The sequence below is a fragment of the Ruminococcus difficilis genome (assembly GCF_016680995.1).
In genome coordinates this window covers 1-24,901 of sequence record NZ_JAEQMG010000113.1, presented here as the reverse complement: position 1 = coordinate 24,901, position 24,901 = coordinate 1, and the positions used below count along the sequence as shown (strand labels likewise).

16 protein-coding genes are annotated in these 24,901 nt (G+C 54.6%); 4 read left to right on the top strand and 12 right to left on the bottom strand.

The window, feature by feature from the left end; genetic code table 11:
* The 4 genes from JKK62_RS10725 to JKK62_RS10710 all read right to left on the bottom strand — a co-directional run.
* Nucleotides 1-938 (bottom strand): DHHW family protein (locus JKK62_RS10725; RefSeq protein WP_243411825.1); only part of this gene is annotated, 938 nt, incomplete at its 3' end.
* Between the two features lie 12 nt (nt 939-950).
* Nucleotides 951-2,345, bottom strand: a complete 1,395-nt coding sequence (locus JKK62_RS10720; protein WP_201427891.1) for an MBOAT family O-acyltransferase — start codon at nt 2,343-2,345, stop codon at nt 951-953.
* A gap of 266 nt (nt 2,346-2,611) precedes the next feature.
* The gene (locus JKK62_RS10715; RefSeq protein ID WP_201427890.1) at nt 2,612-4,012 is read right to left on the bottom strand and encodes a SpaH/EbpB family LPXTG-anchored major pilin; all 1,401 of its coding nucleotides are present in this window, start codon (nt 4,010-4,012) and stop codon (nt 2,612-2,614) included.
* 21 nt (nt 4,013-4,033) lie between these two features.
* Nucleotides 4,034-12,013, bottom strand: coding sequence for a DUF5979 domain-containing protein (locus JKK62_RS10710; RefSeq protein ID WP_201427889.1), 7,980 nt, complete (start codon nt 12,011-12,013; stop codon nt 4,034-4,036).
* A 326-nt stretch (nt 12,014-12,339) separates the two neighbouring features.
* On the opposite strand from JKK62_RS10710, the gene JKK62_RS10705 reads away from it, so the two are divergent.
* The gene (locus JKK62_RS10705; RefSeq protein ID WP_201427888.1) at nt 12,340-14,928 is read left to right on the top strand and encodes a DEAD/DEAH box helicase family protein; all 2,589 of its coding nucleotides are present in this window, start codon (nt 12,340-12,342) and stop codon (nt 14,926-14,928) included.
* A 164-nt stretch (nt 14,929-15,092) separates the two neighbouring features.
* Here JKK62_RS10705 and JKK62_RS10700 read toward each other — a convergent pair whose 3' ends face one another.
* From JKK62_RS10700 to JKK62_RS10690, 3 genes are read right to left on the bottom strand one after another with little or no spacing between them, the layout of a single operon-like run.
* Nucleotides 15,093-15,338: a spore coat protein gene (locus JKK62_RS10700; RefSeq protein WP_201427887.1), complete on the bottom strand. Its 246-nt coding sequence runs from the start codon at nt 15,336-15,338 to the stop codon at nt 15,093-15,095.
* Between the two features lie 13 nt (nt 15,339-15,351).
* Complete coding sequence (locus JKK62_RS10695) at nt 15,352-15,525, bottom strand: hypothetical protein (RefSeq protein WP_201427886.1); 174 nt, start codon at nt 15,523-15,525, stop codon at nt 15,352-15,354.
* Nucleotides 15,526-15,569: 44 nt separating this feature from the next.
* A complete protein-coding gene (locus JKK62_RS10690; protein WP_207752176.1) occupies nt 15,570-15,920 on the bottom strand; it encodes a hypothetical protein in 351 nt (116 codons plus the stop codon).
* Nucleotides 15,921-16,229: 309 nt separating this feature from the next.
* Here JKK62_RS10690 and pckA point away from each other — a divergent pair, with 309 nt between their 5' ends.
* Entirely contained in the window at nt 16,230-17,843 is a 1,614-nt protein-coding gene (gene pckA, locus JKK62_RS10685) for a phosphoenolpyruvate carboxykinase (ATP) (RefSeq protein ID WP_201427884.1), read from the top strand.
* 110 nt (nt 17,844-17,953) lie between these two features.
* Here pckA and plsY read toward each other — a convergent pair whose 3' ends face one another.
* From plsY to JKK62_RS10670, 3 genes are read right to left on the bottom strand one after another with little or no spacing between them, the layout of a single operon-like run.
* Nucleotides 17,954-18,589, bottom strand: a complete 636-nt coding sequence (plsY, locus tag JKK62_RS10680) for a glycerol-3-phosphate 1-O-acyltransferase PlsY (protein WP_201427883.1) — start codon at nt 18,587-18,589, stop codon at nt 17,954-17,956.
* A complete protein-coding gene (locus JKK62_RS10675; protein ID WP_201427882.1) occupies nt 18,586-19,473 on the bottom strand; it encodes a DegV family protein in 888 nt (295 codons plus the stop codon). The genes plsY and JKK62_RS10675 overlap by 4 nt, the downstream gene beginning before the upstream one ends.
* Before the next feature lie 13 nt (nt 19,474-19,486).
* Nucleotides 19,487-21,133, bottom strand: a complete 1,647-nt coding sequence (locus tag JKK62_RS10670) for a DAK2 domain-containing protein (RefSeq protein WP_201427881.1) — start codon at nt 21,131-21,133, stop codon at nt 19,487-19,489.
* 204 nt (nt 21,134-21,337) lie between these two features.
* Between JKK62_RS10670 and JKK62_RS10665 the strand changes: the two genes are divergently transcribed.
* A complete protein-coding gene (locus tag JKK62_RS10665; RefSeq protein ID WP_201427880.1) occupies nt 21,338-22,111 on the top strand; it encodes a YARHG domain-containing protein in 774 nt (257 codons plus the stop codon).
* A gap of 41 nt (nt 22,112-22,152) precedes the next feature.
* On the opposite strand, the gene JKK62_RS10660 is transcribed toward JKK62_RS10665, so the two are convergent.
* Together JKK62_RS10660 and JKK62_RS10655 are read right to left on the bottom strand one after the other, a co-directional pair.
* The gene (locus JKK62_RS10660) at nt 22,153-23,067 is read right to left on the bottom strand and encodes a GTP-binding protein (RefSeq protein ID WP_201427879.1); all 915 of its coding nucleotides are present in this window, start codon (nt 23,065-23,067) and stop codon (nt 22,153-22,155) included.
* Nucleotides 23,064-23,555 (bottom strand): flavodoxin family protein, encoded by a 492-nt coding sequence (locus JKK62_RS10655; protein WP_201427878.1) that lies wholly within the window; start codon nt 23,553-23,555, stop codon nt 23,064-23,066. The genes JKK62_RS10660 and JKK62_RS10655 overlap by 4 nt, the downstream gene beginning before the upstream one ends.
* Before the next feature lie 159 nt (nt 23,556-23,714).
* Here JKK62_RS10655 and JKK62_RS10650 point away from each other — a divergent pair.
* The coding region (locus JKK62_RS10650) for a sodium-dependent transporter (RefSeq protein WP_201427877.1) at nt 23,715-24,901 on the top strand (1,187 nt) is incomplete at its 3' end.

The window sequence follows — 24,901 nt, the reverse complement described above, 5'->3', positions numbered from 1 at the left end:
CTCCAGACCTGAATCTCGTCGGGCTCTGTGAGCCAGAAGCCGCTCGTCGAGTAGGTCGTGCCGTAGAAGTTCGGGTATATCTCGACGTTGAGCGCGGACTTTTCTATCGGCTTCTTGCCAAGCGATTCGCAGAGCTTTGTGTAGCCGAGGTAGGCTCCCGCGGTCGTCCAGTGGTGGTCGGTGCGGTAGTAGAGCTGTTCGCCCCCGGAATACGCCTGCTTGAAGCTCTCGCGCAGGTCGACGAAGGTCATGCCGTTCTCCTCGAGGGTGCGCTTGGCGGTATTGAAATAGCGGTCGTCGTTGTAGCGGTCATGTATCATCGGCAGCTTGTCGTTCGCGATGTAGCCCGTCGAGGGCGCGAGCATCACGGTGACGGGTATCTTGCCGAGGTTCTGCTTGAAGTCGACGATAGCTGAGAGGTTCTTCTCGACGCTGTTCTCCGTGGGTACGGGCTTGTTTATCAGGTAGCCGTCGGAGCAGTTGTAGACGCCAGCCGCGCCGTTGTTGCCCGTGCCGAGGGCGTAGTAGGCGTTGAAGCCGACCCAGAGGTTGCGCGCGGGGAAATGGTCGGCAAAGTAGCTCTCGAACTCCTCGCCGAACTTGCCGCTCGAAACGCTCTGGACGGTGACCTCGGGGAACTTCTGGAGGTAGCGCTTCTCGGAGGAGCTGTAGTCGAGCTTGGGGTTGAAGATGAACCAGATCGCAAGCCCGAAGATGAACGCGAGAAACAGAAACGCGGGCAAAAATCTCAGCTTGCCGCTCTCCTTGTTGACGACAGGCTCGGAATCGGCGTAGATTTTCGCGGAAAGCGCCATCGGATCCTTGCCGTCGCGCTCGGTGCGGTAGATCCGCGTCTTGCCGTTGTCGTCCTCCTTGCTGAATACGCGCGTCTTGTCGTTCTCGATTATATTTTGAATTGACTGAGGTGTGTGTTTCATTTTGTTCACCCTTTAGAATCTGAAGTACAGGAAGGGATTGTAGCTCTGCTGAACGAGGCTCGCCGTGCTGACGAAGAGTACGACGGCGCAGAAAACGGTCTCGGCTATCCAGACGTACTTTCTTTGGCTGACCTTTGAGTAGAGGTGCGCGCCGAGAGGTGTGCTCGCCAGACCTGCGACGACGAGAACCGGCAGGTAGCTGAGCGTCAGGTTGAGCGCTGTCTCGCTGAACACTCCGTTGCCGAAGTTGAAGAGGTCGCCGAGGAAAGCAAAGAGCTGATTCACGTCGGTGAAGTAGAACAGTCCCCAGCCGATCATGACGATAAAGAGGGTGTAGACGTGGCGGAGTACCGCGGGGAGCTTGTCGAGGAACCTGCTGAGGACGAACTTCTCGAGAATCAGGAGAAGGCCGTAGTAGAGTCCCCAGAAAATGAAGTTGTAGGAGGCTCCGTGCCAGAGTCCCGTCAACCCCCAGACGATAAGAAGGTTGATGATCTGACGGCGAACGCCCTTGCGGTTGCCGCCGAGCGGAATGTAAACGTACTCCTTGAACCATGTTGACAATGAGATGTGCCAGCGGCGCCAGAAGTCGGTTATCGAGGTGGAGATGTAGGGGTAGTTGAAGTTCTTGAGGAACTCAAAGCCGAACATATTGCCCAGTCCGCACGCCATGTCGGAATAGCCCGAGAAGTCGAAGTAGATCTGGAAGGTGTAGGCTAAAATTCCCACCCATGTGCCGAGCACTCCGTTCTCCTCCGTATTCGAGAACATCGCCGAGGTCAGCGCGCCCATCTGGTTTGCGATGAGAACCTTCTTGCCCAGTCCGACGCAGAAGAGCTTTACGCCCTTGGTGAAGCGGTCGAGGGTCTCGCGGCGGTGCTCAAGCTGGTAGGCGACGTCGCGGTAGCGGACGATGGGACCCGCGATAAGCTGCGGAAACAGCGCGACGTAGGTTCCGAAGTTGATGAAGCTGCGCGATACGGGCGCGTCGTTGCGGTAGACGTCGATGACGTAGCTCATGGTCTGGAAGGTGTAGAAGCTGATGCCTATAGGCAGGCTTATCTGCACCGTCGGGATATTGAGGAAGGGCAGCAGATTTACCGTGTCGACGATCAGACCCGTGTACTTGAACACGGCGAGAATGCCGATGTCTAGCGCGCAGGTGAGTATCAGGAATAGCTTCTTTTTCTTCTGGTCGGAGCGGAACTTGTCCACGAGGTAGCCGCCGAGGTAGTTGAAGAAGATGTTGAACACCATCAGGAACACCAGCATCGGCTCGCCCCAGCCGTAGAACAGAAGGTTGATGAAGAACAAGAAGATGTTTCTCGCCTTCCGTGGAACGGCGTAGTAGATAACGAGGGTCACCGCGAGATAGGCGAAAAGAAACACGAGGCTTGAGAATACCAAGCAATCATCTCCTTAGGTTGATTTCGCATATGGTCATACATGGTAATTGTACCCTAAACTGTGTCTTTAGTCAAGAAAATTTTTGAGAGCGGAGAGTTTTCTCAAAGACAGGCGCAGCAGGAGAAAAAGAAAACACCTGACCCGCCGTTGATGAAGCGTCAAGGTCAGATGAACCCTTAAAAAGGCGGAGATAAAATAAGCCGGCGCGTTGCCGCGCCGGCCTGAGAGATTCAGCTGTATTCAGCCGAAAAGAGGGTTTTTAGTGATTACTTGCTTCTCTTCTTGAGAACAACTACGAGGAGTGCGCCCGCGAGGAGAATGAGGCTGCCGCCGATGATCATGAACATCATTGTGCCTGTGCCGCCGGTGATGGGAAGTACGGACTTGGTATCCTCTACTTCGATCTTGTTGGTGGTGCCCTGAGCAACGTCGAGGTTCATAACGAGCTTGCCGCCCTCTTCGGAGATTACGGGAACGAGCTTGACCTCATACTGGAAGGTGTTGAGGTTGTAGCCCTCGGGAGCCTTGGTCTCCTGTACATAGTAGGTGCCCTTGTTGAGGCCTACGAAGGAGAGGTTGCCGTCCTTGTCGGTCTCGCCCTTCTTTACAACTGTGGTCTTGTCATCTGCGAAGAGGGTGAACTCGGCAGGATTGTTCTTGAGGGGTTCCTTGGTCTCGGCGTCGATCTTGAGAACGTCGATCTGGAGGGTGAATACGTATACGGTGTCGCCGGGAATGAAGTGTACCTCGGTGTCAGCCTTGTGTACATACTCGAGGTCGTCGTGGTTCTCGTTGCCGATCTTGCCGACCTTTGCGGACTCGTTGAGAACGCCCTTGAAGTCAACTACTACGTCGGTGTAGCTGTAGAACTCGTCGCCGTCGAGAACGCTCTTGGCGAGGTCTACGCGGAAGGAGGTTGTGCCGTCGTTAGCGGGAACGATGGTGAACTCGGTATCAGCGAGGATTCTGTCGTTAGCGCCGCTCTTTACGAGCTTGACCTTAGCGGAACCCTCGGTGTAGGTGATGCCCTTCTCCATTGTATCAACGATAGCGTACTTGTCGAGCTTGTCGGTGGTGGAGCCTGCTACGGTAGCGGTGAGGCGGAAATCAACTGTGTCGCCGATTGCAACTACGGTGTTGTCGGTGAGCTTCTCGCCTTCAACGATGTACTTGTGAACCTCGGGCTCTACGTTGATCTTGGAAGCGAGGTCAACTACCTCGTCATAGGTCTTCCATGCGCCGTCCTCGTAGTAGGGAACGGGGATCATGCGGCTCTTTACGGTCTTTACGGTTGAGGGCTTCTCGGTGCATCTTACATAGTATACGCCGGCAGCTACGTCAACGTTCTTTACGCCTGTGTCTGTGGTCTTGTAGGTGAATACGGGAACATAGTCGGTCTTGTCCCACTCGATAGCGTCAGCCGCCGCGAGAGCCGCTGCTGTGTCGCCCTTCTTGAGAGCGGCAACAACGGTGGGATATTCAGTGCTGTCATATGTACCCTTCTGGGTGTCGATGTCTGCGACCTTGATGATCTCGAATGCGAAGCCTTCCTTGGAGCTTGTAACCTTGAGCTCATAGGAAGTTGCGGATACTACCGCGAGAGGGATCATTGCAACGAGCATGAGAGCTGCGAGAGCAATGGCGATAACTCTTTTAGTGGTTTTCATCATTAATTCTCCTTTTCTAAATTACTTTACGCTGTGTGCGGATTTTTTACCTGACTTCTTTGAGAAGAAGAATACGTAGCCTGCGAGCAGTGCTGACGCAAACGCGAGAAGGATTGAGCCGACAAGCTTGAAGGTGAACATGCCTTCGCCGCCCGAGGTGGGTGAGGTGATCTTGCCGTTCATGTAGGTGAACTCTACGTCGTATACGCCCTCGGTGGGAACGCGGAAGAAGGTGAGCTCACTGTTGAGGTTGTGGTTGTCACCGGGATCGGTCTCGGCGAAGCAGTACCACTGATACTCGGGATTGCTCAGAGTCCGGCTTGCGTCCTTGTAGAGGTCGAGGTCATTGAAGGTCACCTTGCCGCCGCCGGTGGTCTTGGCGTCAACAACGGAGCCGTTTGCGAGAACTTCATCTCTGCTCAGACCGTCGGAGGTTACCTTGAAGAGGGTGAACTCGATGCCGTCTACGGGGTTGCCTTCCTGATCCTTCTTGATGATTGTCGCGCTGCCTGTGCGGACGGGGTTGTTGAAGGTTGTGCCGTCGGGATAAGCCGCTGTCGCCGAAAGCTGAATATCGCTTGCGGTCTCGGTCTTCTTGACGGTTACAACTGCCTTTACGGTGTTGGAAGCATAGGTGATATCGGTGTTATTGCCCTTTGTTTCCTTGATCTCGTAGTTTAATACCGCCTTGCCGTCGGTGAAGTCGCCGTCGCGGAGGTATACGGTGTTGCCTGTGTCAGCCTCATTGCCCTTGGTGTACTTGTAGGTGATGGTGCTGAATACGATGTTGCCGTTCTCGTTGTTCTTCTTCGTCTCGTCGAGGCCCTTGCCCTTCGCGGTGAAGGAGAAGTCGTTTGCGGACAGCTTGTAGCCGGATACGGTCTTGAGTGCGCTGAGAGTGATGCTTGTCTGACCGGGCTGCGGACGCCGGTTGACAAACTCAACCTCTGCAGACGGTATCTCGCCTGTCTCGTCAATGATGGTCACGGTCTTGACGGGCTCTGTGCACTCAAAGCCCTTAGCGTCGGTCTCCTCGAAGGTGAGTACGGTGTCTACGGGATAGTAGCCTGTAACAAACCTTGAGGTCTCGTCCTTGCTTACGTTAATGATGATGTCGTCTTTTACAACCTTGCCGTCAACCTTAAGGCTGAACTTGAAGTCGACGTCGGGCTTGAAGCCGGTGCCGTCGATGTCCTTTACAACCTTGTAGAGGATCGCTCTGCCGAGCTTCTGGTTTGTGAAGGTGGGAACCGTTGTCTTGTCAACAGACGCGCTCAGTGTGATTGCATTGAGTGTTTCTGTCTTCTTGACATTTACGGTCACGTTGTATGTGTTGTTGTCGAAGGTGATGTCGGGTCTGTCGGCAGGAATTTCCTTAACCGCGAAGGTGTACGCGACTGTGTCGGAGCTCGCGAACGCGGACTTGTCAACGAGAATGGTATTAGCCTCGGCTTTGTCGTCTGCGCTCTTCTTGATGCGGAAGTTGATCTTGTCGAAGAGTACGTCGCCCTTTACGTCGTTCTGAGCCTGCATTGTGATGCCGTTGCCGTTCAGCTCGAAGAGGAACGCCTGCTGATAGTCGGCGATGTCTGCGCCCTTGATTACCTTCTTAGCGGGAACCTGAACGTCTGTCGGGTTGAGGGTCTCGCGGGTGTTGGTGATGGTTACCGTGGGTGCGGGTGTTTCCTTGGAAACGGTCACGGTCGCCTTGTCGATAGAAGCGGTCATGCCCTTGGCGTCGGTCTCCTCAACCGTTACGGTAGTGCCGTAGGGCAGCTTGTCGTACTTGACGCTCTGCGCGGCGCTTACTGTGGTTTCCTTGACGTCTGTGGTGCCGTCGGGTGTGGTGATGGTGACCTTGATCGGGAACGCTTCGGTCTTGTATGCCTCGAGATTTGCGCCGTCGAAGTCCTTGACGAGCTTCTTGATCTCTACGGAGCCTACAGGATAGCCGTTCTCGAAGGAAACGGTAACGGGAGCAGATGTGTCGCCGTTCTTGGACTTGGTGATAACGGGAGCAGAGATATCAAGACCGCTCTCGCCCTGCTTGACTGTGTAAACTACGGAATATGTAGCTGTATCGTAGATGATGCTGCCGTCGTTGCCTTCGATCGCGCTGTTCTCGACGACCTTGAACGCAACGTCGGTGCCCTGACCGTACGCGTACTCGGGCGGGAATACGATTGCTGCGAATTCGCCGCTTGTAACGAGCTTGCCGTCCTGATACTTGTCAAGGGTAACGGTGGAGGTGTAATCCTTGAGTACGGGGTTGTTAGCCTCGGCTGTCATGGTGAAGCTGAACTTGTTGCCCTTAGCCTCGAGATCAACGCCTGCGTTGAGAGCGTCCTGAGTAAAGGTCTTGTTCACGCCGAGAGTTACCTGACCGGGTGCCTGAAGGGTGTTGATGACCTTGGCTGTGCTTGCGGTCTCGCCTACGGTAACGATCTGCGGATCGTAGGTCACGGAGTAGTTCGGGTACTTAGCCGACTGCTCTGTTACCTTGACCTGAGAGCCCATGGGCAGTCCGGAGAGGGTGTAAACTCTGCCGTCGTAGAGGTCGAGGGTTGCGGTCGCCTCTGTTTTGCCGCCCTCGTAGGTGTAGATGTAAGGAATAGCAGCGAACTCCGAAAGGGTGCCGTCAGCCTTCATGAGAGCGATCTCAACGTCAGCCTTGAACGGCTTAGCCTTCTCGGCGTCGGCAGCGTTCCTTACTTCCTTGGTGATCTTAATGTCGCCTAAGCAGTTATTTACGAAGGTGTCGCTTTCAGCATTGTCTTTGCCCTTTGCGTATGTGCCGGAGACAAATTCGAGAGTGGTCTGAGCCGCGGTCACGGTTCTCTTGATCTTGACGGTGTAGGTTATCTCGTCGCCGTCGTAGAAGATGTTAGCCTTCTTGCCGTCTGCTTCCTTCGCCTTGTAGGTGAGGGTAGCGATATCGTCTGTGAACTTGCTGTCGTCGAGGTAAACTGTCTTGTTTGCAGGATCCTTTGCGGTCTTGCTGTACTCGACGTTTACTGTGCCGAAGTCAACAACGCCCTGAGCGGTGTTCTTGACCTTGTCGCCCTTGAGTCCGTCGCCCTCGAGCATCTCGAACTCGAACGCGTCAGCCTCGAGCGTGCCGTAGTTGAACTGCTTCTTGAACTGTACGGGGAAGCTCGTGGTGCCGGGCGCCTGGCGCTTGTTGGTAACTGTGATTGTTACGGGGTTCTCGGCTGTGCTTGTGCCGTCTACGGTAATCTGCTTCGAAGCCGGGTCGTAGGACGGGGTCATGCCCTTGGAATCAGCCTCGTTGACCGCTACGACCGTGTTGTAGGGCAGGTCGTTGATGGTCGCTGTGAAGCCGTTAGCCTTGTTGAGCGATACGGAAGCCGGGAACTGTGTTGTGTCGCCTGTGTAGTCGGTGGGATAGGTGTAGGCAATGTCGATCTTGAAGGTTTCGTTCGTGTCGTAGGGTTTGCCGTCGGAATCGAGAACCTTCTTGATGATCCTTGCGGGAGCCTTCTTCCAGCTGTTGGTGAAGGCCGGAGGTGTGTTGGTCGCGTTGCCGTAATCAACGGCCGCGGCGTATGTATACAGACCCTCAACATTGCTCCGGGGAGTTCTGGTTACGGTAACGGTTGCCTTGTACTCTGTGCCGTCGTAGGTGAGGAACGCGTTGTTGCCTGCTGTCTCTGCGATGGTGTACTCAGCGGTGTACTTGTCGTCCGTGAACTGGTCGGGCTTGATAACGATGGTGTTATTGCCTGTAGCCTTGTCGTCGGAACGAACCTCGAAGGTGATTGTGTCGAACTTGACATTGCCCTGAGCGTCGTTTGACTTGGTCTGGCTGACGCCTGTTCCCTTGAGGGTGAACGCGAAGTCCTCGCCCTTGAGAGCAAAGCCTTCTGCGGCCTTCTTAGCAGTGATGTCAACGGGAAGCTCTACCTTCTGGTTGAGTACGGTGACTTCGCTGAGAGCCGGAGGCGTAATTCCCGAGCCGTCGCCGCCGTCGGAGATGTAGTCGTTGCTGCCGCCTGCTGTGGCGTTGGTTGCCTCAGTCGCGATCATTACCTGTTTGGGAACGTAATATGCGAGATAGCCCTTGGCGTCGGTCTCGGTGATTTCGACCTCGGTGCCAATGGGAAGCTCGGTGATTACGTATGTGCCCTTGTTGGTGATGGTGATTTCGCCTTTTTCGTTGTCAACGGTTTCGCCGTTGAGTTTGAACGGCTTTACGCTGAATGCAGTTTCCTGCGGATACTTGATCTTTACCTGTGCGGTGAACTCTGTGTTATCGCTGTCGACCGTCTTAGCATCCTTGTCAATAACTGCCTTGGCGAAAGTCACCTCGCCTACCTTGTACTTGTTGGTGAAGGTGGGTGCAGTGAGTACGTTGCCCTGACCGTCGGTGTACTTGGTTTCGGTGATCTTGAGCTTGTCGCCGTCGTTCGCCGCTGTGATGGAAACGTTGATCACGGACTTGTCGTATTCAACGTTCGGAACTCTGCCGGTTGCCTCGGCAATCGTGAAGGTGCGGGTTCCTGCGTGATCAAACTTGATGGGTGTGAAGTCTACTGTCGCCGATTTGGCTGTTACGGTCTCGGAGTAGGGTTCTGCGCCCGCGGTGTTCTCGGTGATCGTGAACTCAAACTTTGCGTTTTCGATGTTCACGCCTGCCTTAGCCGCAACGTCAGCGTTCTCGAGAACCTTTGTTACGCTTACGGGAGCCTCGCCGGGAGCCTGACGCTTGTTGGTAACTACAACATTGAACGCCTGACCCTTTTCGGTGATCTTAACGGATTCGGGTGATACCGACGGAGAATACTCAGCGCCGGGATTCGATTCAGATACGGTAACGGTGGTGCCTACGGGCAGTCCGTCGAACGAAGCGGTCTCGCCGTGCTTGAGCGAGATCGACTGTGAAGAACCGAGCTGATATGTCTTGCTGCCGCCGTTAACGGTGTAGTAGAAGGGAACGCCGTTGGGATAAGTATTGCCGTTGAAGCTGAAGCTTACGTTGATGGTGAAGGCGGTATTCTTATCCTGATCGTCAAGCTCGCCTGAATCTCTGGTAACCGTCTTTGTGATGCTTACGCTGCCTACGTTGTAGGGGTTCACAAAGTCCGTGGTGTGGTCGGGATTCGGAACTGAGCCTACCTGATCGGGAGGAATATTGGTGAGCTTGTTGTTCGCCTTGTCGTAGTAAATGATGATCGTCGCCGTCTGATCGGCGGGCTGGTCGATAGCCTTCTTCTGATCGTCGGTGAGATTCTCATGTACGGTAAAGGTGAATTCCTTGCTGCCGCCGTTCTTGAATTCGGCGGGATCGATATAGAAGATACCCTGAGCTTCCTTGCCCTTGTCAGCCTCGTTAACAGTGAAGGTAAGCTCCTTGAAGTCAGCGGAGCCTGTATCCTTGGCGGTATCGGTGATCGTCTTGGTGTCAACAAGAGTACTTCCGCTCAGGAGCTGGAACTCATAGCCGTCGCCGAGGGTGGCTGTGCTCTTGTCCTCGAAGGTCTTTGTAAAGATAGTCTTGTTTACAGTAACCTTGTCTGTGGTGGGCTCGGGGAGCTTGCGGATATTTGTGATAGCCGAGCTGTTTGTGCCGTCCTTTGTAACGGTGAAGCTCTCGGGCTTGACTTCCTTCCGGTCGAAGTTCGTGCTGTTTGAGATATCCTCGCTGACTGTGACGGTGGTGCCGATGGGTACGTTCGGGATAGTGATTGTATCGCCGTCCTTGATCGTGAGCTTGCCCTTGTCGGCTGTGCCTTCAGAGGTATCGTTTCCGTTCTTTACGGTGTAATCGAAGTCGTAGAGCGGACCGTTTGTGCCGCCGAAGTCGAGAGATACCGTGATCGGGAAAGAATCGCTCTGACCCAGATCGCCCGAATTAAGGCGCTGGTTGATGAAGTCAACGGTCTCCTTGCTGAGAGTTACGTCTGCAACCCTGGGAGTGTTGACATAGTCAGCCTGGAACTCAACGTAGTCGTATGTATCCCCTGACTCGTTGAGGAAATTCTTGGAATCGGTGGGAACGTCCTTCGTGCTGTCGCCTTCGCCCGAACCGAGATTGCCCTTGGACGGGTTAGCGGCGGTATTGTCGGTATAGTCGAAGGTCGTGTCATAGACGAGCGAAGAATCCGTCTTTTTCTTCTGGGTGACCTTTACGTCCTTGCCGACGGTGAAGGTGCCGGGGAAATCGGATCTGCCGTCGTCGCCCAGAGAGAAGGTCTCTTTGTTGCCGTCGGTATCCTCAGCTACAAACTCAAACTGTGAAGCCGCCGTGACGTCGTCAACAAGACCGGGGTTGATATCGGTGGTGTTGATCTTCTCGGTAACGATTACGTTGTTGCCGAGAGGAGTCATGGTGAACGACATGTCGCAGTTACTCTCGATCATGCCGCGCTCCATGTAGAACACGGTCATCTTGTAGGTATGAGTGTAATCAAAATCAAATACCTTGTCGCCCGAGCCGTTTGCGACGGCGTTTACATGACCTGTCATTTTGCCGTCGAGGAAGGTGACCTTACCGACGCTCTTCTTGTGGTTACCGCCCATGTCGAGCACAAGGTGTGACTCGCCTGTTGTGTTGTCGGTAACGAACATCCAGAGGTCGTCGTCGCCCGCGAAGTCAAATGAGATCGGGGTAGTGCCGTCGGAGGTATAACCGCCCTTGGGAACACGGAAGTTTACATCCATGCGGATACCGAAGCCGTGGTCGAGCTTCTCGCTGCCCTGGATACCCGCGTCGTCCGGGATTATCTGCCATGTGTAGGCAGGGTTCTTGGTATAGCCCTGGGGCTTGCCTGTAACGTAAACAGCGCCGTCCTTGATATAGCCGTAGGAAAGATCCTCGGTCTGCTCGGAGCCGTCACGGTTTGCAAGAATAACGCCCGTTACCTTTTCCCAGTCCGAAGCTGAGATCTTGCTTAAATCATAGTAGAAATTCTTGCTGCCGTCGGGGTTATTCTGAATCCATTGCGTATCGCGTCTGTTATTCCAGTCAGTGTCAAGACCAATGAAAAACAGTGTAATATAATCCCAGCCTGAATCGCCTGTGCTGAGATAGAGCTTATTGTAGGTCGTGGTGGTGGTTCGGTTGAACGGATAAATACCGTAGCCCGACTTGTCATCGAACATAAAGTAACCCTTACCGTCTCTTACAGCATGGTCTGTGCCGTGCGAATAATGCGCAACGGGACTGTTGCCGTCCAGACCGGTAAAGTACACGTTATCCTCAGCGACCATGTTGTTTGATTCAGTGGCGCTGCTGCTTGAGGATGACTTGAATGAATACTTTGTATAGCCCTGTTGATTGTCAATGACAAACGGGAAGCCGCTCTTGATAACCTGTCCGTAACTACCGAGCGCATCCTCGTCAAAGTAGGGAGCCTTGGTGTTCGGGGTAACCATGAGCTGATCGTTAGTGAGCGAATCCTGTACAAGACCCTGATAGCTCTGGTGCTCCTCGCCAATACCGGTGAGAGTTACGCCTTCCTCGTATTGCTTTGAGTCCTTTCCTACTACGCCCTTACGGGAGTTGTTCGGATCGTGAACAAAGTTTGTAAGCCCGTCGATGGCGCTTGTGTAGGGTCCGCCGTGATCGCTGCTTGCGTAGGGTCCGTCGTTATCGTTGTAGAAGTTGCCGAAATACAGCGGCTTGCTCCACGACGAATCATTCGCGGCGATACGGCTGATCAAACTGTTGAGTCCGTCAAACGGATACCAGTCGTCGTTCGAACCGCCGTGGCCCGTACCTGCCTGAATCGGATTTCTCCAGCCTTTTGTTGTTTCGGCGTCAGACAGATAGTCGTAATACTTGGCGTTAGCCCAGAAAATTCCGTCCTGCTTTTCGTAAGAACCGTTCTTCGCACCAACGCTCGAGTCGGATTCTTCCGCAGCGGACGCAACAACTGTGCTTACAAGTGGCAATGTACCCGTGCCGAGTATTGCCAGTGACAGAAGTGAGGCTGTTATCTTGCGTTTAAGATTCAAGCCTGTGTGTTTGCTGTGTTGCAAATAAATTCCTCCTTCTTATAAAATGCCGGCGAAAAAACATACAAGATTGTATAATTATTCGCCTTACTCCTTCGTATTGTCAAAAAATTAACAAATTCAGGCGCAATTTGGTAACTTTTCGATATATACTCAATCATAATTATAATCGAAAACAACATTTCATAATTTTATATTAGAATTATCGGAAAGAAAATTGACAAAAATATTCCCAATAGTGCATTGTATTATATGGCGAATTTATGGTATACTGTTAAAAACAGACAAAACATCCGATATATCGGACGTTTTGTGTGATTTATACAGCATTTTATCCAAGGAGTGTTACCATGAAAGACTTCGGGAATATCCGTTTCAGCGGCACCTTCCGCGATTATCAGGCGCGCGTCCTCCAAAACGCCAACCGCCACCTCGCCGACAGGCGCATTCACATCGTCGCCGCTCCCGGCAGCGGCAAGACCATTCTCGGGCTTGAGCTTATCCGCGGACTGGGCAAGCCTGCCGTAGTGCTCTCGCCCTCCGTAATTATCCGTCAGCAGTGGGGTGAGCGCTTCGAGGGCAGCTTCCTCCCCGAGGGCGAGAACGCGGACGGCTACGTTTCCTTCGACCTCAAAACTCCCGCGCTCATCACCTCCGTCACATATCAGGCTCTCCACGCCGCGATGAACAGGCTGCAGCTCGACGACCGCGACGAGGAAACAGGCGAAAGCGAGAACTTCACGGGCTTTGACCTCATTAAGACGATGAAGGAAGCCGGCGTCAAGACCGTCTGCCTCGACGAAGCCCACCACCTGCGCAGCGAATGGCAGAAGGCTCTCGAGAGCTTCCTCAAAAAGCTCGGCAGCGACATCACCCTCATCGCGCTCACCGCCACACCGCCCTACGACTCAAAGGCGAACGAGTGGAAGCGGTACCACGACCTCTGCGGCGACATCGACGAGGAGATATTCGTGCCCGACCTCGTCGCGCAAAAGACACTCTGTCCGCACCAGGACTACGTTATCTTCAACTACCCCACCCAAGAGGAGCTGCAGATGATAAACGAGCGGCGCGCAAAGGCAGTCGCCCAGGCTCAGGCTGAACTCAAAAGCGGGATTTTCGCTCAGGCGGTGCAGGAAAGCGGTATACTATTTAAATGGGCGAACTTTGAGGAGGAAATCTACGCGCGTCCCGAGGAATTTGCCTCGCTCTTAATGGCGGCGGCTGTGTCGGGCGTGAAGCTAAGCGCCCGGGCTCAGCGGCTCGTCGCGGACTACAGCGACCGGAAGCTCAGTTCCGACGACCTCGAGCGCGCCATGCAGCTTATCATCGACCGTCCCGACCTCTTCGGCAGGGAACGCGCCGAAGAACTCCGCGGCAGACTCGAGAGCCGAATGATGCTCGACCGCGGCCGCGTCTGCATCGAGAACAACGCCGCCGTCGAGAAGGCGTTCATATCCTCCGTCGGCAAGCTCGACAGCATAGCGCAAATCGCACGGAGCGAGATGAACAACCTCGGTAAAAATCTGAGAATGCTTATCCTCACCGACTTCATCAAAAAAGACCTCGTGTCGCTCATCGGCAGCACCGAAAAGCTCACGACGATGGGCACCGTGCCGATTTTTGAGCAGGTGCGCCGCTCGTGCAGCGCCGATATCGCGCTTCTCTCGGGCACGCTCGTCATTCTGCCCGACAAGATCCTTCCCCGGATAAAGGAAATGGCTAAGTCCGCCGACGTGGGCTTCTCGTCAGCTCCCATCGAGGGCGTAGGCTACAGCAGGGTGAATTTTCAGGGCTCCAACAAGAACAAGGTCTCGCTCATCACCGAGGCGTTCAACAAGGGGCTGTTCCAGATTCTCGTCGGCACAAAGGCTCTGCTCGGCGAGGGCTGGGATTCTCCGTGCATAAACTCGCTTATCCTCGCGAGCTTCGTCGGCAGCTTCATGCTCTCGAACCAGATGCGCGGCAGGGCTATCCGCACCGACAGGAACGACCCTCAGAAGGCTTCGGATATCTTCCACCTCGTCACCCTCGACCCCACCGTCAGCGACAGACCCGCCGGCGCGGACTGGGATACCGTCAGCCGCAGGTTCGACTGCTTCATGGCGCCTGCCTACAGCAGCCGCGTTATCGAGAGCGGCACCGACAGGCTCGATATCATCAAGCCGCCGTTCAACGCGCAGACCGTTCCTCAGCTCAACGGACGAATGCTCGCCCTCGCCGCCGACAGGGAACGCATGAAAAAGAGCTGGGAGGTATCCTACCGCGCGACTCCGACGCAGAAGCCCGAGGTCAGCGACACGGTCGAAACAGAGGGCGTACCCGTCAAGCTCGGCGGCGGCAGCCTCACCACCGCTATCCTCACGGCTGTGCTCTTCGGAATACTTATACTCATCGTCATGGCGGCGCTTTGCGTGCCGTTCTGGATAAGGCTAGTGCTCGTGCTTATCCTCGCGGGTATCGGAATTCCCGTGTGCATAATGCTGTTCAAAAAGGCGAACGGCGCTTCAAATCCGCTCGAAAACTTCCGCATAGCCTCAGACGCTGTGCTCGAAACGCTCAAAAAGGTCGGCGTTATCACCTCGCGCGACGCGAAATCCGAGATTTTCAGCGAGAACGGAAAGCTCTTCGCCGCTCTCAAGGGCGGTACCCAGCGCGAAAAACAGGTTTACTCCCAGGCTCTCGGCGAGCTGCTCTCGCCTATCGACAACCCGAGATACGTGCTCATGGGCGACAGCAACGGAGTCAACAGCATGGCAGTCCCGTCGGCGGTCGGCAATAAAAAGGAAAACGCCGAGATACTCGCCTCTCTGCTCAAAAACAGAATGCAGGTCGTCTACACGCGCAGCGAAAAAGGCAGAGCCGCGCTGATGCTCTGCCGCAAGAATTCGGTCATGGGTCAGGCGAAGAAGGTCAATGTAAAGCGAGCGTCGATTTAAATTGAAAATGAAAAATGGAAAATGGAAAATTTTGGGCGGGACACCCGCACCCGATTTTTATTGCCGCAAAAACAATAACCCGGAGCGAAGCGACCCGTAATTTTCAACTTTCAACTTTCAACTTTCAATTAAAAAGGACGGAAGGTTTCCCTTCCGTCCTTTGCTTATGCCTGTGCGAACTTCTGCTTTACCTCGTTGATCTTGCACTGCTGTACCTGCTCGGTCGGGTACCAGCCCTTGGACTGCATCTTCGAGTAGATCTCGTCCTGCAGCCGAAGAGATGCGTTGAGCGAGGTGTTGAACGTCTGGTGGACGTCCGTGCTCGAGGATTCGATCGTGCCGTGCATGAACAGCTCGCATGCTCCCTTTTCGAGCATGAGCATATTTTCCATCAAATCTCTGTCATTCATCGCGCGCACCCCCTTACAGCAAGCCCATGAAGCTGCGGAATATCTCGCTGTGCTTCTGCTCAAGCTGCTGAGCAAAGCGTTTCAGCTCGCCGTCCTCGATCCTGCCCGCGGTGTCGCGGCACTGGGTCTGGAAATACTGCTCGTGGCCGAGCGCGTCTTCAACATACAATAATTCTTTTTCTGTCATGTCAATTACCTCCTGTGAGGTTATTGTTGACAGCTTCTCCTCAATTATTCAATCTTCGTGAACATATATGAGGTCGCCTCGTTGTTATAATAAAATGTCAGCGTGAGCACTCCGCGGTCGTACTTGAGCTTCTCTTCCTTGTTGCCGTACATGACATCGACCGTGGTCTGGTTGAAAGTGTAGCTGCCGTTGTTCTCAACGCCGCCGAGGACTGCCTTGCAGCTTCCGTCCTCCTTGAAGTCAAAGCTGAATTCCTTGCCTTCGCTCTCGAGCTCGGAAAAGTTGATGGTCTCGCCCTTTAGCTTGACCTTCGTCGCCTGCCATTTGCCGACGATTTTTGAGTTGTCGTCCGAGCCGCAGCCCGCAAAGCACAGCAGCACAGCTGCGCATATCAACAGACACGCGATTATTCTCCTCACGTTTCTCACCCTTTCGGTATCATTATAATCAGTATAGCACGCTTTCGGGCGTTCGTCAAATCCCGTCGGATTTTGCAGAGGCAGGTTTTGGGGGTAATTTTGCGGTATTTGCATGGAAATAATTCATTTTCGCGCTGCAGGAGCGGTTCTGACGCGCCGTTTTGCAATTATTGGCTGAAAAAACTGCATTTTATGCGGTTTATTTGTACGTGCGCCGATATTGACAACCGCCGCTTCGCTATGGTATCATGTATTTGTAATCTTATATCAGAAGGAGTATGCACAATGGCAAACATTGATTTAACAAAGTACGGCATCACAGGCGCCGCCGAAATCATTCACAATCCCTCCTGCGAACAGCTCTTCAAGGACGAGACCGACCCCTCTCTCGAGGGCTTTGACGTCGGCGTTGAGACCGAGCTGGGCGCTGTCAACGTAATGACAGGCGTTTACACAGGCCGTTCACCTAAAGACAAGTTCATCGTTATGGACGAGAAGTCAAAGGACACCGTTTGGTGGACTACTCCCGAGTATCCCAACGATAACCACCCCGCTACCGAAGAAACATGGGAAGCCTGCAAGAAGCTCGCTCTCGACGAGCTCAGCGGCAAGAAGCTCTATGTCGTAGACGCTTTCTGCGGCGCGAACAAGGACACCCGCATGGCTGTACGCTTCATCATGGAGGTCGCTTGGCAGGCTCACTTCGTTGAGAACATGTTCATCAAGCCCACCGCTGAGGAGCTCGAGAGCTTTGAGCCGAACTTCGTTGTTTACAACGCTTCCAAGGCTAAGGTCGAGAACTACAAGGAGCTCGGTCTGCACTCCGAGACAGCCGTTCTCTTCAACGTTTCCAGCCGCGAGCAGGTTATCCTCAACACATGGTACGGCGGCGAGATGAAGAAGGGTATGTTCTCTATGATGAACTACTTCCTGCCGCTTCAGGGCATCGCTTCAATGCACTGCTCCGCCAACACCGACATGGAAGGCAAGAACACAGCTATCTTCTTCGGCCTTTCCGGTACAGGCAAGACCACCCTTTCCACCGACCCCAAGCGTCTGCTTATCGGCGACGACGAGCACGGCTGGGACGACAACGGCGTATTCAACTTTGAGGGCGGCTGCTATGCTAAGGTTATCGGTCTTGACAAGGAGAGCGAGCCCGACATCTACAACGCTATCAAGAGAGACGCGCTGCTCGAGAACGTAACCGTAAAAGAAAACGGCGTTATCGACTTCGACGACAAGAGCGTTACCGAGAACACCCGTGTTTCCTATCCCATCGAGCACATCGAGAAAATCGCGAAGAACGTAAACGGCGTTTCTGCGGGTCCCGCTGCCGAGAACGTAATCTTCCTTTCCGCTGACGCGTTCGGCGTACTGCCTCCCGTATCTATCCTCACTCCCGAGCAGACTCAGTACTACTTCCTCTCGGGCTTTACCGCTAAGCTCGCCGGTACAGAGCGCGGCATCACAGAGCCGACTCCCACCTTCTCCGCTTGCTTCGGTCAGGCGTTCCTCGAGCTGCACCCCACAAAGTACGCTGAGGAGCTCGTAAAGAGAATGGAAAAGAGCGGCGCAAAGGCGTACCTCGTAAACACAGGCTGGAACGGCACAGGCAAGAGAATCACCATCAAGGATACACGCGGCATCATCGACGCTATCCTCGGCGGCGACATCAAGAACGCTCCCACAAAGACTATCCCCTACTTCGGCTTTGAGGTTCCCACAGAGCTTCCCGGAGTTGATACAGGAATCCTCGACCCCAGAGATACATACGCAAATCCCGCTGAGTGGGACGAGAAGGCTAAGGATCTTGCCGCAAGATTCATCAAGAACTTCGACAAGTACACCACCAACGAGGCAGGCAAGGCTCTCGTTGAGGCAGGCCCCAAGCTCTGATTTCAGAGTTAAATCGCTGATTGACAGAGGTTTGGCATTACGCCAAGCCTCTGATTTTTTAGAATTAAAAAGGCTCACCCTTACCGAGTGAGCCTTTAATTAATCTATTGTCAGCTTGCCTTCTTGCTCTTGAGCGAGAACTTGCTTTCCTCTCCTCTGAGGAGCTTTGCGAAATTCTCGTGGTGGCGCAGAATGATCAGCGCAGCGCCCGCGATAGCGAGGATCTCCACCCAGATGTTCGCAACTCCGAGGAACGGAAGGATTATCGGGCAGAAGAGCGACGCCGTGCACGAGGCGACGGACATGTATTTGAGCGTGAAGAGCACGAGTAAGAACAGCGCCATTGCCATGAGCGTCATTCTCCAGTCGACGAACCAGATCGTCGCAAAGCCTGCCATGAACGCCTTGCCGCCCTTGAACCTGTACCACACGGGGAAGCAGTGGCCGAGCATCGCGCAGAGTCCCGAGAACTGTGCGCCGAACTGCCACTGGTCAAAGTACGCCCACATCACCCACGCGGTGATGGATACGACGAACATCGTCTTGACCACGTCGAAGATCAGCACCAGCCATGTGACGAGTCCGTTGCCGTAGACGCGCTTGTAGTTGGTAAAGCCCGGATTGCCGCTGCCCTTTTCGCGGATATCCTCGCGGTGAAAGAGGCGTGAGGCGACGATCGCGCCGTTGAGACCGCCCATGAGGTAGGAAACAACCGCGGAAACCGCAAGTACGACCGCCATCATCATACGGTGAACCTCTCGCAGCTCTTGCCCCAGCTGAAAATGCCGATAGCGTCGGCGCCGATGGACGCGCCGATGATGGGTCCGATGTAGCCGATCTCGACCTTGACGTCCGGGAGCTTCTCGTTGAGGAGCTTCTCAACTTCCTTAGCCTCGTCCTCGCAGTCGGCGTGAACGACGTATATGAACTCGTTGTCCCCGGGGATAATGCCGTCGACGGTCAGGTTAACGATCTCCTCGAGGGAGTTGAGACGACCCTTGACCTTCTTGATAGCGATGTTGTCGCCGTTCTTGTCGGAAACGAGAATGGGCTTTACGCCGAGCAGGTTGCCGAAGAACGCTGAGGAAGCCTTTACTCTGCCGGCAGCCTTGAGCGCGTTGAGCGAGTGAACGGTTACGAACTGGTTGACGTTGTTCTTGAGCTCGTCGAGCCTGTCGGCGATCTCGTCAGCGGAAAGACCCTCGTCGCGGAGCAGAGCGCCCTTTACGGCGACAAGACCCTCGCCGCCGCAGGCGTTCAGAGAGTCAACGCAGCGGATCGTTGCGTCGGGATAGTCCTTGAGCATCTCCTCGGCTACCTTTCTGCCTGTGTTGACGGAGCCTGAGAGCTTTGAGGAGCAGGCGATGTAAACGATGTCGAAGCCCTCGTCGAGGAACTTCTTGAAGCCGTTCTCAAAGTTTACGGCAGGAACCTGAGTTGTGGTAACGCGGTTGCCGTCGCGGATAGTATCGTACAGATCCTTGGGGCTGTAGTATTCCCAGTCGAGGCTCGCGGGAGTTTCCTTCGCGTCGCGGACTGTGAACATCTGCAGATAATCAATGTCATACTTCTCTCTGATCGACTTCTTGAGGTCTGAGCAGGAGTCGGTGACGATTTTAATCTTTCTCATTATTATTCTCTCCTTATTCCAATATAATTATATAGTCATAAATCGGCTGGCCGCCGTCTATCATAACAACTTCCGTGCGTCTGTACGCCTTCGAAAGCTCCTTCTGCAGCTTATCGCTCTCGTCGGAGCTTACGTCCTCGCCGCAGCACACGAGCATGATGTCGTAGCGCTTGGCGTTCATCTTCTCGGCGAGCACAAGCGCCGCCTCTGCCCTGTCGGGTGAATCGACATATATAGTATCGCCGACAAAGCCGATGTAGTCGTCCTTCCTGACGCTCACGCCGCCCATCTCGGTATCGCGGACAGCCTTTGAGACCGTGCCCGTTACTACGTCGGCGATGATCTCTTTGAGCGACTCGATGATAGCGTCGGTGTCGCCGATCTCTGTGTCGAGCATCGAGATAGCTGCATAGCCCTCGCCGATCGTCTTGCTGGGTACGACGCGCACGTCGGAGCCTTTGTAAATCTCAGCCGCCTGATTCGCGGTCATGATGATGTTTGAGTTGTTCGGGAAAACGAAGATAACGTCGGCGTTGATCTGCTCGAACGCGGAGATCATATCCTCCGCCGAGGGGTTCATGCTCTGGCCGCCGTCGACAACTACGTCGCAGCCGAGGTTGAGGAAGGTTTCCTTTATGCCCTTGCCCGCCGCAACGCTGACGATTCCGAAGGGCTTTCTGGGCTTTTCGATGCGTGACTTGAAGCTCTCGCCGCCGTGAACCTCGTTGTGCTGGAGGGTCATGTTCTCGACCTTTATCGTGAGGAACTCGCCGTACTGCTGTACGTGGTTGAAAACGTCGCCGGGCTTCATTGTGTGGACGTGAACCTTGACAATGCTGCCCTCCTTGAAGCAGACGACGGAGTCGCCGACGCTGCCGAGCCACTCAATCAGCGGATTTACGTCGAAGGTATCGATGTCGACCTTCGCGCGCTGCAGGCGGAGAAGGAACTCCGTGCAGTAGCCGAACTCGAGCACGCTGTCCTCTGTGAAGGCATTGAGGTCTACGTTCTTTCTCGCCGCCGATGTTTCGGCAAGCTCGGTCATCTCGCCCGAAAGCGCCTTTGCCATGCCCTCGGCGATATAAATAAAGCCTGCGCCGCCGCTGTCGACAACGCCTGCCTCCTTGAGCACGTCGAGCAAATCGGGTGTGCGCTCGAGCGAGCGGCAAAGCTCGTAGTGCAAGTCCTCGAAGTAGGTTTCCATGCTTGTTCCGCCCGTGATACGGGTGCCCGCGTAACGGACAGCGTCGCGGTATACGGTGAGGATTGTGCCCTCGACGGGTACAGACACCGCGCTGTAGCTCTCCTTGACGCCGCTCTCCATCGCCTTGTGGAAGGTGCGCACGTCAGCCTCGTCGACGCCCTCAAGACCGCGCGCGATTCCCGCGAAGATTCGCGAGAGGATTACGCCGCTGTTGCCGCGCGCGCCGAGCAGCATTCCGTTCGCGGCAAGACGCGCAGCCTCGCCCACGGAAGCAGGTTCGTCCGCGAGAGCAACTACGCCCGCGTCGATCGTCAGAAACATATTGTCGCCCGTGTCGCCGTCGGGGATCGGGAATACGTTGAGGTCGTTGACCTCCTTGACCTTATTCTTTAGTGAAGCGGCGCCGTTTTTTATCATCGCGGCAAGCAGCGCTCCGTTTACCGATGTTGTATTCATATTAACTCCTTGAAGATAAATTGCGGACATTATCCAAACTAATTAATTATAACACATAATTCGACATATTTCTACAGTTATTGTAATGTTTTTGCTGGAAATTTATCGGCTTTTTCACAGCAAACCGCCCGTACGTCAACCCCACCTATTGACTTTTTCTGCCGGAAAAGGTACAATAATGCCATGAAAAGAGGAGGCGGTGTTATGAAAAACAACCAACCGAAATCGAATAAGGGTCTGATAGCCGTTATGGTGCTGATTATCGTCGTGATTCTGATTCTCAGCGGCGTTGTCGGATATATGCTCTTCGGCGAGCAGCTCGGGCTGACAAAGCTCTTTTCGCACGAAACCACCGCTCCCGCGACCGAGGAAATAACCACCGCCGCCGTGACTACCGCCGAGCCTACCACAGCGGAGCCGACATGGGAGGTTCCCGATATCGTCGGCATGAAGGCTAACGACGCTTACACCGCCCTCAACCACGCGGGCACGAGGTTCGAGATCAAGCGCGAGTACAGCGAGGACGTCGACGCCGAGCACGTCATCAGCCAGAGCCCCGACGCGGGTACGGTCATCAAGGACTCTGAGAAGGTGCTCGTCATCATCTCGAAGGGCGTTGACCAGCCGAATACAACTCCGCCCGCGACCCAGCCCTCGACGGGCGCGACCTCGCCGACAAAGAAGCACAGCTCGGGCAGCTCCGGCGACTACATTCTCGACGGCTCCGACAAGCGATACGTCAGCTTCAACGAGGTCACTCCGCTCAGCGAATGGGAAATGACCATCGCGCTCAACGAGATCTACGCGCGCCGCGGCAGGAAGTTCAGCACGCCCCCGCTGCAGGAGTATTTCAGCTCAAAGAGCTGGTACAAGGGCACGATCTCGCCGTCGGACTTCAACGAAGGCTCGCTCAATCAGTATGAAGCGGCAAATGTACAGACTATCCTCGCGGTGATGAGTGAACGCGGATACAGATGATAAAAAAACACGGGTCAGTTCAGGCTGACCCGTGTGGTGTTTTAAAAGTATTTATTAATTGCTTCTTCGTGCAGCTCTTCGCCTATCACGATTATGATTTCCTGACCGTTTTTTATCGGGGTGACGGACGTTTCCTCCCTGGTCGCGTTCAGCTCCTTCCAGCCGCTGTCGCTGAAAAAGCCCTTTATCCTGAACACGTTGCCGCAGCTCTTGTCCGCGAAGATTTTCTCTACCTTATCGCGCAGAACGTCCTCGGTGAAGCTGCGCTCCATGAAGTACACCGACTGATAGCCCTCGGTGTCGAGCCGCTTGACAAAGCTCTCGCTGCGGTAGCCGCTGCCGAGAATTTCCTCAAAATCCGCGTCAGTAAGCTCGTCCCACGGCTTTGTGATAACGTCCGCGCCGAACCTGCGCGCACAGCCGAAGCGTTCCGCCGCGCGGTTGAGACGGCTGATCGTGTTCTGAATCTGCTCTGGAGTCGCGTTTTGGGATTTGCTCAGCACTACCCTGCCGGCGCCTGCGACCTGAGAGAGAAGGATATACTCTGACTGCTCGCTGAGCTCGCCGAGATTCGCGTCGACGACCGCGATAACGCTGCCGATTTGGTACCAGCTGTCGAGCGGCGGCTCGCACAGTGAGTCGAAGAACTCGTCAACGTCAAAGATACCCGACGGCTCGATCAGCACGCGGTCGTAGTCTGACATTCCGAGCGCGATCAGCTTCGTCTTGAAACGGCGGCGGTGGCAGTCCGCGCAGCAGCCGCCCGCGACAGCCTCAACGCCGCAGCTCTCGCCCTCCAAGTCCTGCAGCAGCATTACGTCGACATTGACCGCGCCGTAGTCGTTCTCGAGAATACCGACGCGGCTTCCGCGCCGCAGAAGGAAGTCTGTATAGCGGCGGATAAAGGTCGTCTTGCCCGCGCCGAGAAAGCCCGTTATCAGGTCGATTTGCTTCATCTTCCGAGCACCGCCGCGAAGTCGCCGAGCTTTGCCTCGTTCTCCTTGTGCGCGTCCTTCTTGTTAGGCTCGAAGAATATCATCTCAGGCTCGATCTTGTCCTTTCCGAGGCACTTAGCGAGCTTTCTGTTAGCCTTCTCCGCTCCGTTGCCGAGCTGTGTGAAGAACGCCGCGAGCTCCTTGCCGCCGAGAGCGTCCCTGTTGTCCTCAATGAACGTGCGGATCGGCGGTGCGGGCGAGCTCGCCCATACGGGAGAGCCGAAAACGACGCGGTCGTATTTCTCCGCGTTGAAGTGATATGGCTGCAGCTTCGGCTTTGAGCCCGCGACAGCCGCTCTGCCGCCGACGATGAATTTCTTCGCGCCCTCATTCGGGTACTCCTTCACGGGGGTGAGCCGCAGCAGATCAGCGCCTGTTTTTGCGGCGAGCTGCTGAGCGATTTTCTTTGTGAATCCGCCGAGGGAATAGTAGACGATTACGGTTTTCATATCAGTGGCTCCTTTCGCAGTCATTATTATATTATACATAATATTATAAACTTTTGGGATGATTTTTTCAATAGATATTGCAGAAATACTGTGCCTTGTGTTATAATAGGTACAATCTTTTGTCTTGAATGACATAATGAAAAGGAGAATTGAAGAAAAATGGAAAAAAGAGGTATGTGGAGTTCCCGCCTTACCTTTATCCTTGCCGCTGTCGGTTCCGCGGTAGGATTGGGCAACGCGTGGAGATTCCCGGGTCTCGCCGCTAAGCACGGCGGCGGTACGTTTCTGGTGGTTTACCTGCTGGCAATGCTGCTGATGGGTATTCCGCTTCTTATGATGGAGATTTCGATCGCGCGCAAGTTCCGCCGCGGCGCTATCGAATCCATGCGCGGTATCGGCAAGAAATGGGAGTTTGTCGGCTGGGCGGCAACCTCAAACGCGTTTGTAATCGTCTGCTACTATTCGGTTGTATTCGCGTGGGTTATCCTGATGTTCGTAAACTCGTGGCAGTTCGCGGGCATGACGGCTGACAACGAGGCGGCTTCAACCCTGTTTTTGAACCTGACACAGACCACAGCCGCTATCGACGGCGGCAATATCCCCGGCATCGTGCTCGTTTGTCTGCTCATCGCGTGGGGTCTGATCTTCTACTGTATCCGCAACGGCGCGAAGTCCGTCGGCAAGGTAGTAAAGTTCACCGTATTCGCCCCCGTAGTTCTGCTGCTTATCATGGCGGTCAAGGGCTGCACGATGGAAGGCGCTATGGACGGCATCAAGATGCTCTTCGTTCCCGACGTCAACGCGTTCTCTGACCCGACGCTCTGGGTCGACGCTATCGGTCAGGTATTCTACAGCCTGTCGATCATGATGGCTATTATGTTCGCTTACGGCTCCTACGTCGGCGACGACGCGGATATCGCGGCTGACGCGATGATCATCGCGTTCTCCGACATGGCGGTCAGCGTTCTCTCGGGTATCGTAATGTTCTCGACCATGGGCGGTACCGGAATGCTCGGCGACATCACCGCGAGCGGCATCGGCACTGCGTTCTTCGTATATCCCACCGCGATCGTCAACCTCACCAACATCGGCTGGCTCAACGCGGCGTTCGGCGCTATCTTCTACTTAATGCTTATCACACTCGCCATCGACTCGGCGTTCTCTATCGTTGAGGGTATCTCGGCGGCGATCTCCGACAAGTTCCACCTCAAGCCCAAGACCGTAACCATCGCGGTCTGCGCTATCAGCGGACTTATCTCGCTCGTATTCATTACACAGGCAGGTCTTGCGTGGCTCGACATCGTGGACAACTGGACTAACCAGATCAACCTCATTCTCATCGGTAT

Coding starts and splice junctions, on each gene's coding strand:
- JKK62_RS10675 (WP_201427882.1), bottom strand. CDS start 19,473: ATGAGAAAGATTAAAATCGTCACCGACTCCTGCTCAGACCTCAAGAAG.
- JKK62_RS10715 (WP_201427890.1), bottom strand. CDS start 4,012: ATGAAAACCACTAAAAGAGTTATCGCCATTGCTCTCGCAGCTCTCATG.
- pckA (WP_201427884.1), top strand. CDS start 16,230: ATGGCAAACATTGATTTAACAAAGTACGGCATCACAGGCGCCGCCGAA.
- JKK62_RS10700 (WP_201427887.1), bottom strand. CDS start 15,338: ATGAATGACAGAGATTTGATGGAAAATATGCTCATGCTCGAAAAGGGA.
- JKK62_RS10665 (WP_201427880.1), top strand. CDS start 21,338: ATGAAAAACAACCAACCGAAATCGAATAAGGGTCTGATAGCCGTTATG.
- JKK62_RS10705 (WP_201427888.1), top strand. CDS start 12,340: ATGAAAGACTTCGGGAATATCCGTTTCAGCGGCACCTTCCGCGATTAT.
- JKK62_RS10695 (WP_201427886.1), bottom strand. CDS start 15,525: ATGACAGAAAAAGAATTATTGTATGTTGAAGACGCGCTCGGCCACGAG.
- JKK62_RS10670 (WP_201427881.1), bottom strand. CDS start 21,133: ATGAATACAACATCGGTAAACGGAGCGCTGCTTGCCGCGATGATAAAA.
- plsY (WP_201427883.1), bottom strand. CDS start 18,589: ATGATGATGGCGGTCGTACTTGCGGTTTCCGCGGTTGTTTCCTACCTC.
- JKK62_RS10660 (WP_201427879.1), bottom strand. CDS start 23,067: ATGAAGCAAATCGACCTGATAACGGGCTTTCTCGGCGCGGGCAAGACG.
- JKK62_RS10655 (WP_201427878.1), bottom strand. CDS start 23,555: ATGAAAACCGTAATCGTCTACTATTCCCTCGGCGGATTCACAAAGAAA.